At 62.7% G+C, this 10,361-nt stretch carries 9 protein-coding genes; 2 read left to right on the forward strand and 7 right to left on the reverse strand.

The genetic code is table 11. From position 1 onward, the window contains the following. Window positions 1-13: 13 nt before the first annotated feature. From atpD to atpH, 4 genes are all read right to left on the reverse strand, one after another. Entirely contained in the window at window positions 14-1,435 is a 1,422-nt protein-coding gene (gene atpD / locus AB1451_15465) for a F0F1 ATP synthase subunit beta (protein ID MEW6684294.1), read from the reverse strand. A gap of 54 nt (window positions 1,436-1,489) precedes the next feature. Beyond that, entirely contained in the window at window positions 1,490-2,356 is an 867-nt protein-coding gene (gene atpG / locus AB1451_15470) for an ATP synthase F1 subunit gamma (protein MEW6684295.1), read from the reverse strand. A 243-nt stretch (window positions 2,357-2,599) separates the two neighbouring features. Next, the gene (gene atpA / locus AB1451_15475; protein MEW6684296.1) at window positions 2,600-4,123 is read right to left on the reverse strand and encodes a F0F1 ATP synthase subunit alpha; all 1,524 of its coding nucleotides are present in this window, start codon (window positions 4,121-4,123) and stop codon (window positions 2,600-2,602) included. A 39-nt stretch (window positions 4,124-4,162) separates the two neighbouring features. After that, window positions 4,163-4,705 (reverse strand): ATP synthase F1 subunit delta, encoded by a 543-nt coding sequence (gene atpH / locus AB1451_15480; GenBank protein MEW6684297.1) that lies wholly within the window; start codon window positions 4,703-4,705, stop codon window positions 4,163-4,165. Window positions 4,706-4,913: 208 nt separating this feature from the next. Between atpH and AB1451_15485 the strand changes: the two genes are divergently transcribed. Together AB1451_15485 and AB1451_15490 are read left to right on the forward strand one after the other, a co-directional pair. Continuing rightward, complete coding sequence (locus AB1451_15485) at window positions 4,914-5,645, forward strand: DUF169 domain-containing protein (GenBank protein ID MEW6684298.1); 732 nt, start codon at window positions 4,914-4,916, stop codon at window positions 5,643-5,645. 48 nt (window positions 5,646-5,693) lie between these two features. After that, complete coding sequence (locus tag AB1451_15490; GenBank protein MEW6684299.1) at window positions 5,694-7,124, forward strand: CUAEP/CCAEP-tail radical SAM (seleno)protein; 1,431 nt, start codon at window positions 5,694-5,696, stop codon at window positions 7,122-7,124. 69 nt (window positions 7,125-7,193) lie between these two features. On the opposite strand, the gene AB1451_15495 is transcribed toward AB1451_15490, so the two are convergent. The 3 genes from AB1451_15495 to AB1451_15505 form a co-directional block, all read right to left on the reverse strand. Next, on the reverse strand, window positions 7,194-8,078 hold the full coding sequence (locus AB1451_15495; GenBank protein MEW6684300.1) for a PEP-CTERM sorting domain-containing protein: 885 nt from the start codon (window positions 8,076-8,078) through the stop codon (window positions 7,194-7,196). Between the two features lie 383 nt (window positions 8,079-8,461). After that, on the reverse strand, window positions 8,462-9,853 hold the full coding sequence (locus tag AB1451_15500; GenBank protein MEW6684301.1) for a cobyric acid synthase: 1,392 nt from the start codon (window positions 9,851-9,853) through the stop codon (window positions 8,462-8,464). A gap of 138 nt (window positions 9,854-9,991) precedes the next feature. Further along, entirely contained in the window at window positions 9,992-10,291 is a 300-nt protein-coding gene (locus tag AB1451_15505; GenBank protein MEW6684302.1) for a hypothetical protein, read from the reverse strand. Window positions 10,292-10,361: the final 70 nt, after the last annotated feature.

The raw sequence follows: 10,361 nt of genomic DNA on the forward strand, positions 1-10,361 counted from the left end.
CGCTCCTCCTTCATCAGACCGCAGCTCCCAGCTTGTTCGCTTTCTCGACCACTTCTTCGATGCCGCCCACCATATGGAAGGCTTGCTCGGGCAGGTCGTCGTACTTGCCCTCGACGATTTCGCGGAAGCTCTTGATCGTGTCCTTCAGTTTGACGTATTTGCCCGGGGTGCCGGTGAACGCCTCGGCCACGAAGAACGGCTGCGACAGGAACCGCTGAATCTTGCGCGCGCGGGCCACGATGAGTTTGTCGTCCTCGGACAATTCGTCCATGCCCAGGATCGCGATGATGTCCTGCAGATCCTTGTACCGCTGCAGGATCGACTGGACGTCGCGCGCGACTTTGTAGTGTTCCTCGCCCACGATCTTGGGGTCGAGAATTCGGGAGGTCGAATCGAGCGGGTCCACCGCGGGATAAATCCCGATCTCGGTCAATTGGCGCGACAACACCGTGGTCGCGTCGAGATGGGCAAACGCGTTCGCAGGCGCGGGGTCGGTCAGATCGTCCGCAGGGACGTAGATCGCCTGCACCGAAGTGATGGAGCCCTTCTTGGTCGTGGTGATGCGTTCCTGTAAGGTGCCCATCTCGGTTGAAAGCGTCGGCTGGTAGCCCACCGCAGACGGCATGCGGCCCAAGAGCGCCGACACCTCGGACCCCGCCTGGGTGAACCTGAAAATATTGTCGATGAACAGGAGCACGTCTCGGCCCTCCTGATCGCGGAAATACTCCGCGATCGTCAGACCCGACAGCCCGATGCGCAGGCGCGCCCCCGGCGGTTCGTTCATCTGGCCGTAGACCAAGGCGGTGCGGTCGATGACGCCCGACTCCTTCATTTCCAACCACAGGTCGTTGCCCTCGCGCGTGCGCTCACCCACACCCGCGAACACCGAGTAGCCGCCGTGCTCCTTGGCGATGTTGTGAATCAATTCCATGATGATGACGGTTTTGCCCACTCCCGCGCCGCCGAACAAGCCCACCTTGCCGCCGCGCGAATAGGGCTCCAGGAGATCGATCACCTTGATGCCGGTCTCGAACACCTGGGTGGCGGTTTCCTGCTCTTCGAACGAAGGTGCCGGACGGTGAATGGGCAAGCGCGACTTGGCCTTGACCGGCCCCTTTTGGTCGACGGGGTCACCGACGACGTTTAGGATACGGCCGAGCACCTCAGGACCCACGGGCACGGAGATCGGTTGGCCGGTGTCTTTCACGTTCATTCCCCGGATCAGCCCGTCGGTAGACGACATCGCCACGGCGCGCACCCGATTCTCGCCCAAGTGCTGCGCGGTCTCCAAGGTGAGGTCGATCGCGGGGCGACCCGCTTTCTCGTCCGCGGGTTCCTCGACCCTGAGCGCGTTGTAAATCGAGGGTAACGCCCCGCGGGAAAATTCCACATCCACCACCGGACCGATGACCTGAACCACGCGTCCTATCTGCACAGTGAGATCCTTTCTTGAGGGGCCTACCGGAACGCCCCTGCGAACACGCGCCCCCTATTTCAGCGCTTCAGCCCCACCCACGATGTCCATCAACTCTTTGGTGATCGCGGCCTGCCGGGTCTTGTTGTAGACCAGCGTGAGTTTCGCGATCATTTCCTTGGCGTTGCGCGAGGCCGAGTCCATGGCCATCATCCGCGCGCCCTGTTCACTCGCCGCCGACTCTAACAGCGCCCGCCAGATCGCAATCTCCACGGCGCGCGGCACAATGTCCGCCAAGAGTCCCTCGTCGGACGGCTCGTACAGATAGTCCGGACCCGCCTCGGGGGCCGCGTCACCGGCTTCAGTTTGGATCGGAATCAGGCGTTTGACTTGAATCTTCGACGTCATCGCGGACTTAAACTCGCTATAGATGAGCCAGCACTCGTCGAACGTCCTGTCGAGGTACGAATCCGCCACGCCCTTGGCCGCGTCCACCGCGTGGTTGAACGCGAGTTTATCGAAGATTCCCACCACGCTGTGGCGAATCGGCAGGTGCCGGCGGCGAAAGAAATCGCGCGACTTGCGTCCTACACACGTGAGCGACACCTCTCGGCCTTGCGCCTGCTGGCTGCGGACCACCTCCATCGCGCGTCGCACGATCTGGGCGTTGAACGCGCCGCACAGGCCGCGGTCGGCCGCCACGATCAGGATTTCGACTTTCTTGATCGGTCGCACCGCGAGCAGGGGATGGACATCGCGGCTCACGCGCGCGCCCAGGTTGGCCAGCAGCGCCTCCATCTTCTGGGCGTACGGCCGCGCCTTGAGGATCCGTTCCTGCGCGCGTCGCAGCTTGGCGGCGGAGACGAGCTTCATCGCCTTGGTGATTTTCTGGGTGTTTTTCACGCTGCCGATGCGGCGGCGGGTTTGCTGCAGACTGGGCATGGTCTAGGCGCCCGTTGATGAGCGGCCATCTGCGGCGTTGCCGCTGCGCATGCTTCGCCAAGCGAGAGGAACGGAGCATTGCCAGCGCCACAGATCGGCGCGAAGCGCTTTCCGGTGCGCCACCAGTCCGGGGAAGCAGAGACCACCGACGGCGGTGGCGTGACTGCCTTCGGTGCTCGTGGCGCCTTGCATCTGGCGCGCTCCTGAACGGGCTTCCACTCTCATTGGCAACATTTAATTTGGTCAGGCGCTAGCGCGCAGGATGAACCGCTTCGCCTTGAACTCGGTGATCGCCGTTTTCAGTCGCGCTGTCAGGTCCGCGTCGATCGCCTTCTTGGCGACGATCTCCTGGCGCAGCGCCTTCTGCTCGCTTTCGATGTACTTGAGCAGCTCCGCCTCGAACCGCCGGACCTCGCTCACCGGCAGATCATCCACGAATCCGTTGATGCCCGCAAAGATGCCGATAATCTGCATCTCCACCGACAACGGCGCGTACTGGTCCTGCTTGAGCAACTCCACCATGCGGGTGCCGCGCGCGAGTTGCGCCTGCGTGGCCTTGTCGAGGTCGCTGCCGAACTGCGCAAAGGCCGCCATCTCGCGATACTGAGCGAGGTCGAGACGCAGCGTGCCCGCGACTTGCTTCATGGCCTTGATCTGGGCCGACCCGCCCACGCGCGACACGGACAGCCCCACGTTGATCGCGGGCCGGATCCCGGAATAGAACAGGTCGGCGCCCAGGTAAATCTGCCCGTCGGTGATCGAAATGACGTTGGTGGGGATGTACGCCGACACGTCGCCGGCCTGGGTTTCGATGATCGGAAGCGCGGTGAGCGACCCGCCGCCCAACTCGGCCGAGAGTTTGGCCGCGCGCTCGAGCAACCGCGAGTGCAGGTAGAACACGTCGCCGGGATACGCTTCACGGCCCGGAGGCCGTCGCAGCAACAGCGAGAGCTGGCGGTACGCCACCGCGTGTTTGGACAGGTCGTCGTACACGATCAGCGCGTGTTTGGCGTTGTCCCGGAAGTACTCGCCGATCGCGCAGCCCGCGTACGGCGCCAGAAACTGCATCGGAGCGGGGTCGCTCGCGGTGGCCGACACCACGATGGTATAGGCCATCGCGCCGGCCTGTTCGAGCGTGCTCACCACGCGCGCCACGGTGGATCGCTTCTGGCCGATCGCCACATAGATGCACACGACGTTCTGGCCCTGCTGATTGATGATCGTGTCCACCGCGATGGCGGTCTTGCCGGTCTGGCGGTCGCCGATGATCAACTCGCGCTGACCGCGACCGATCGGGATCATCGCGTCAATCGCTTTCAGGCCGGTCTGGAGCGGTTCGCGCACGGGCTGACGCTGGACCACGCCGGGCGCGATCACTTCGACGCGCCGCGTGTCTTTGGCAGCGATCGGTCCCTTCCCGTCGAGCGGCACCCCGATCGGATCGACCACGCGGCCGACCATCGCCTCGCCCACCGGCACCTCGGCGATGCGCCCGGTACGTTTGACCGTGTCGCCCTCTTTGATCACGGTATCGCCGCCCAAGAGCACGGCGCCGATGTTGTCTTCCTCCAGGTTGAGGACGATGCCCTTCACCCCGCCGGGAAAGTCCAACAGCTCACCCGCCATCGCGCGCTCGAGTCCGTAGATCTTGGCGATCCCGTCCCCGACCTGCAGAACCGTGCCGACCTCAGCCGCCTGCACCGAGCCGTCGAATCCCTTGATCTGGCCCTTGAGGATTTCGGTGATTTCTTCAGCCTTCATTTGCATGCACGCTACTCCTTAAAAAGGGGGATAGCTAGCAGCCGCCTACGTGGCGACCAATTGCTGACGCAAACGCTCCAACTGCCCCTTCAGACTCCCGTCGTAATAGAGGCTGCCGGACCGAACGATCAAGCCGCCCAGGATCGCGGGGTCCACGGCAACCTCCAAGCTGACTGTGCGCCCGGTGATTGACTCGAGTTTACGTTTCAGGAGGTCTTGGTCCTGTTGATCCAGCGACCGAGCGACCGTCACGGTCATGCGGCGCCGTCCAGCCTCCTCATCCAGCAGGGCGTGGTAGGCACTGGCGATGGCCGACAGAAACGACAGTCGATTCTTCTTGAGGAGCAGTGCGAGGAATCTGCCCGCGAGTGATCCCGCACCCGCGCGCTCCACGGCTGCCGCCAACACTGCGCGTTTGGCTTCCGCCGGGTAACGCGGGTTCAGGCACGCATCCGCGAACGCTCCGCGAGCGTCGAGCTGCTGGCCCAACCCGGACAGCAACGCGGCGATGGCGGTTCGGTTGGGGTCGGTTTTGGTGAGTTCGAACAGCGCCTTTGCGTAGCGCCGCCCGAGCACTTCGCCTTGCATCGAAATACCCTAAAACAAAGGCGGTACCGTAGCACAGCTTTGCGACGGAAGTCAATGTACCGGCGGCATTTGCGGAGGCGGTTCACCACTCCTCTACGGGATTATTGCGGGCCATTGGGAGCGCGGTGGACAGAACGCTGCGGTCGTCCGTATACTACGGCTTCTCACGCCGAAGAATACCGCCACGTCACTCTCGAGGAGTCATCCCATGGCCCGATATACCGCAACAGCTCGGACGCTGCAAACACTCTTACAGCTCACCCTGCCTCCGGTCGCGTTGGCGCGCGTGCACGCCGTCCCACCCGGAGTTCCCGTGTTTCACGGGGTCTCACCCTCGGCCTGTAGTTTCTGGCGCCACGCAGAGGCCGGATTGTTCGTCGCGCAGGGCAGCGAGCACATGAATTGCCCCATCGGGGCGATGACCATGGGCTTCGAGCTCACGCCAGACGCCAAGGAAAAGCTCGGCGGTGGACTGGCGCTGATGACCGAGGCAGGGTACATCGACCCCCGAGAAGCCGAGCACCTTCCCGCGCTGTCACCCAGCAACGACCCTCTGCTCTATGGGCCGCTTGCTGACTTTCCGATCGAACCCCAGCTCGTCCTGTTGTGGCTCACCCCTCGCCAAGCCATGTTGCTGCGCGAGGCCACGGGAGATGTTCGCTGGAAAAGCGACGTGTCCTCCAGTTTGTTCGGCCGGCCCGCGTGTGCGGCCCTCCCGGTGGCGGAGCGGGATAGGAACGTCGCGCTCTCGTTCGGGTGCAACGGCATGCGGACGTTCACGGGCATCGACGCCTCTCTGATGTTGGCCGCGGTGTCGGCCGCGTTGCTGGAGACCCTGGGCACTGACCTCGAACGAGCCCACAACGCCCAATGTGCCATGCAGGCGTTTTACGACCAGCAGCGCACGTATTTCCCGTTCACCGCGAAACCCGTTGTCTGACCGTCGGGTCAGCGCCGAAGGGGCTTAGCTCAAAGACCGAGCGACTTGATGAAAAACCACGGGGACATACTCCTACTGTCCTGCTACGAGCTGGGACACCAACCGTTGGGCGTGGCGTGGCCGATGGGGTTTTTGGAAGCCGCGGGATATCACCCGGTGGCGCAGGACCTTGCGGTAGAGCGGCTGGATCCCGACCTCGTGCGCCGCGCCGCGTTGATCGGTGTGTGCGTGCCCATGCACACCGCGCTGCGACTGGGCGTCCGCGCGGCGGCCCGTGTCCGCGAACTCAACCCGCGCGCGCGCATCGCGTTCTTCGGCCTGTACGCATCGCTGAATGCGAAGACGCTCTTAGATTCAGCGGCTGACTTCGTGGTCGGGGGCGAGTACGAACGCGCGCTCGTGGATCTTGTGAGCGCGCTCGCCGCCGGAAAGGCGGATCACGTCCCCGGGGTCAGCACCAAAAGTCGCATCGACGCGCCCGTGCTCACACGGATCGCGTTCGAGGCGGTGGGCCGCTCCGGGTTGCCTCCGCTTGATCGCTACGCCAAATTGGCCATCAACGGCGAGGAGCGGGTCGTAGGTTACACGGAGGCGAGTCGAGGTTGCAAACACATCTGTCGCCATTGCCCCATTCCTCCGGTGTACAAGGGCGCCTTTTTTCCCGTGCCGCTCGACACGGTTTTGGACGACGTTGCGCGGCTGGTGAGGGCCGGCGCCCGCCACATCACCTTCGGCGATCCGGACTTTCTGAACGGCCCCTCGCACGCCCGACGCGTCGCGGCTGCCCTCCACCAGCGATTTCCCGAACTGACGTTTGACTTCACCGCCAAGGTCGAACATCTGCTCAAACACGCGTCTCTGCTGACCGAATTCGCCGCGTGCGGGGCGGTGTTCGTGGTGTCGGCCGTCGAATCGTTCAGCGACGCGGTGCTCAAGCATCTGGTCAAGGGGCACACGCGCATCGATGCCATCAACGCCATCCGCATCGTCCGCGACGCCGGGCTCGCTCTCCGCCCCTCGCTCGTGCCCTTTACGCCCTGGGCGACGCTGCAGGATTACGTTGAACTGTTCGACATCGTCGCGGCGGAGGACCTGGTCGATGCGGTGGACCCCGTGCAATTGACGATTCGGCTGCTGGTACCACCGGGATCATTACTGGAATCCGACCCGGGTATGACGCCGTACCTCGACGGGCTCGATGCTTCTGCCTTCACCCACCGCTGGAGGCACCCTGATCCGCGGATGGACCGACTTCACGCCGAGGCCACGCGACTCGTCGAACAAGCGACGGCAGGGGGTGAAGATCCGGCGGTCACGTTCTCGAAGCTGCGAGAACTGGCGCTTGCAACGCGCGACAGCCGCAAACCCCTTCCGGTCGACGTTCGCCCGAATCCATCGCGTCATCGCCCGCCACGACTCACCGAACCATGGTTTTGCTGCGCCGAGCCTACGGACGTGCAATTGAGGACGGCGCTTTGAACGGGTCAAAAGCCAAAGAGGGGTGTCAGCCAAGGTTGACACCCCTCTTTGCTTCAGGAAGCAGTCGCTTTAGCGACGTCGAATCCTTCGGAGCAGTGGAAGGCCCAACAGACCGGACCCCAGCAGGAGCAAGGTGGAGGGCTCCGAGACCCGGGCCGGGGCTCCGGTCACACCGACAAAATCGACCTCCAGCTTTTCGCTGTACCGGTTCAGATTGGTCGTCTCAGCGATTTTGAAATACCCGCCCGTCACTGATTGGTCGAACACGAACCAGAACGCTTGATCAATCCCTGGCGCGTAATCGTCGGTCCCAAATCCACCACCAGCACCTGTCAGCGTTCCCGCAGTCGACGAGGAGAACCCATTGAACAAGAGACTGCACACGCCGTTGTAGCAGTACCGAAGCGAAAACGGATCCAGTCCGGCATCTTCGAAGAGGATCAGGCCAGACACCGCCACATTCTCTGCCGTACGCAGCGCGACCCACGAGCCGTCGCTGAAGTCAACATTCATCGCGGCATCAGAACCTTCATTGACAAAACCGCCGTCGTCGACTACCGCAATCTCGCGGTTCACCCGGTCGCGAAGCCCGGCTTGGGTCGATGTACCCGATTCGTAGCGATCGATATAGCCCGAGTGGGATTGATAGTAGAGCTGGTCGGTGACCTGCAGCGACGGCATGCCGCTAAGTGCGGTCGCTGACGTGGCGACGCTGAAACTATTCAGCCCCAACTCGTAGCCAGCCGTTGGTGACAATGTGAAGGGGCTAAAGTTCTGAGAAGTGGGCGGATGTGGCGGGGACAACCAGTCCGAGAAGATATACGCTTCGCTCACGGCAAGTGCCCAGGCCGGCGAGGCCTGCACACCACCCAACACCAAGGCAAGGACCGCAGTGACGGCAGCGGCGACCCGTCCCTTGGCAGATCGGTTACTCTTCTGTGGCGCTCGTGACATCGATACTTGCTCCGGTTCGCGTTACAACGCTGCCTTGAACTTTTCTGACAAGCAAGATCGGGGCCGTAGGGCCCACGTATTCCCATGACGCTCCATGTCACTCTTAAGTGTTTGACTCTTAAAACCGTTTTCGACTCATCCATCTTCCTAATCGAAGACTCGATCACAGGCACTTGTAAAAAAGACCGACAGGGAGCGACCTGTTCTTCCCGGTTTCGAGGCAATTCCGAGCCTGTCATCCAAGGAAAACTCGACTTATTAGAAGGTTATGAGCCAGAGATCCAGGAGAGCGTCTATGTGTCTATGTAAAGTCCGTTGACACCGCCTGGGAGAATCTTGGCAACCGTATCCAGCAAGCTCAGTTGAGAACGCCGCACGCCGCATCAGAACCATCCAGCCTCGTCGAGGAGCCCGGCTACCCGGTCGAACTCGGTTTCGATTCGTTCACGCCAGTCTTCCGCACGGCCCTGCCAGCCAAGTCGCGCCAGAAACTCCTGGCGGTACTCCGTGTTATCGAACAATCCGTGCAAATATGTACCGCAGACGTTCCCCTGCTCCCAGCCCAACCCTTCGCTCAGGTGCACACGAGCTTGTGGCCCCGGATGAGTCTCTCCGTGATGGATCTCGTAGCCCAGCAGGAACCCTCGGTCCGTGGTGAGTTGCGTCTCGCGCGTGGTTTTCTCAAGCCTGAGCGTGGTCGTCACATCCAAGAGGCCCAACCCCTCCAGATCGCCGCTCTCAACGAGGTGGGGGTCAACGAGACGCCGTCCGAGCAGTTGCATCCCGCCGCACACGCCTAAGATGCGAATGCCTCGGGCGACCGCGCGAGCCAGTTCGCCAGCCAGCCCCGTCTCCCGCAGGTAGCGTAAACTCTCCGCCGTGTGTTTACTCCCCGGGAGAATGATGGCGTCGAATTGCGCGAGGGGAGTGGATTCCCGAATCGGGACCACGGAAACTCCGCGTTCGTGGATGAGGGGGTCAAACTCATCGAGGTTACTCGCGTAGGGGTAGATGATCAGCGCAATGTTGATTCGGCCGTTTGCCAACTCGGCCCGGTGCGGGAATGCGTCCTCTTGCGGAAGGGCGTGACGGATCATTGGAATAACGGCAACGGTCGGCACGTCCGTGCGCTGCTGCAACCACTCCATGGCGTTTCCCAATAAGGCCTGGTCACCCCGGAACTTATTCAGCACGAACCCCTTGACCAACGCGCGCTCGTCCGGGGCCAGACACGTCCACGTGCCCAGCAGATGGGCGAAAGCGCCTCCGCGATCAATGTCCGCCACCAGGAACACGTCGGCCTTGCAGTCCAACGCCACGCTCATGTTGACGATATCGCCCCCACGCAGATTGACCTCGGCCGGACTGCCCGCGCCTTCGATCACAAGTTGATCGTAGTCCGCTAACAGACTCTGTAACGCGTCACGGACAATGGGCCAGAGGCGGGCTTTACGCTCCAGCCACGGCTGCGCACTGATCCGGTGGTCGACCTTGCCCATGACCACCACTTGGCTGGCGGTATCGGCGGTGGGTTTGAGCAGCACCGGATTCATCCGCGCCTGTGGAACCGCGCGAGCCGCCAGCGCTTGCACGTATTGCGCGCGCCCCATCTCCAGGCCCTCGGATGTGACGGCGGCGTTGTTGCTCATGTTCTGGGCCTTGAACGGCGCCACCCGCAGACCGCGATTGGAAAAATGTCGGCACAACGCGGTCACCAGAAACGACTTGCCCGCGTCGCTGGTGCAGCCCATGACCATGAGGGGCGTGTTCGCCATGAAGGAACTCCAGCCTCTTCGTCGAGGCCGCGTGTGCGAGGCGGCCTCCGCCGAACCAATCGCACGCTGGACTCGCATCGCCGAGAGTCGGTGGCCGCGCCGGGATGGAGAGTTGGTCTACGAGGTGTCCGCGAGAGGTCAGAACGCCACGGTGACGCTCACCTCGGGATAGGTATCCGAGCACGAGACATACGTCGACTCATCGCAACTGAAGTAGGACTCGTAAACCATTCCCAGCCCGATGTGGGTGTTTCGTCCCGCGGCAATATACACGCCGGCCCGGCCGCCGGCGGATCCGAGGTCCTCCAAGTCCTCCACGTAACTCCGGCGATAGAATGCGCCGACATAGGGAGCCACCGACGGCACCTGGTAGAAAATGTAGGTTCTTCCGGCTTTTCCGTGGGTGAGAATTCTGCTATAGAGGGGGCCTTCACTCACCGGGAGGCCTCCTGTGCGCGACACCGAGCTGTATCGACACCTGTTGGGGTTGCTGGAGCCGTGGACCGTG

This window comes from Nitrospirota bacterium (assembly GCA_040757335.1).
GTDB lineage: Bacteria > Nitrospirota > Nitrospiria > 2-01-FULL-66-17 > 2-01-FULL-66-17 > JBFLXB01.

Bases quoted from the DNA above. Each gene is read 5' to 3' on its own strand.
- atpG (MEW6684295.1), bottom strand. From the start codon at position 2,356: ATGCCCAGTCTGCAGCAAACCCGCCGCCGCATCGGCAGCGTGAAAAAC.
- atpA (MEW6684296.1), bottom strand. From the start codon at position 4,123: ATGCAAATGAAGGCTGAAGAAATCACCGAAATCCTCAAGGGCCAGATC.
- atpH (MEW6684297.1), bottom strand. From the start codon at position 4,705: ATGCAAGGCGAAGTGCTCGGGCGGCGCTACGCAAAGGCGCTGTTCGAA.
- AB1451_15485 (MEW6684298.1), top strand. From the start codon at position 4,914: ATGGCCCGATATACCGCAACAGCTCGGACGCTGCAAACACTCTTACAG.
- AB1451_15490 (MEW6684299.1), top strand. From the start codon at position 5,694: ATGAAAAACCACGGGGACATACTCCTACTGTCCTGCTACGAGCTGGGA.
- AB1451_15495 (MEW6684300.1), bottom strand. From the start codon at position 8,078: ATGTCACGAGCGCCACAGAAGAGTAACCGATCTGCCAAGGGACGGGTC.
- AB1451_15500 (MEW6684301.1), bottom strand. From the start codon at position 9,853: ATGGCGAACACGCCCCTCATGGTCATGGGCTGCACCAGCGACGCGGGC.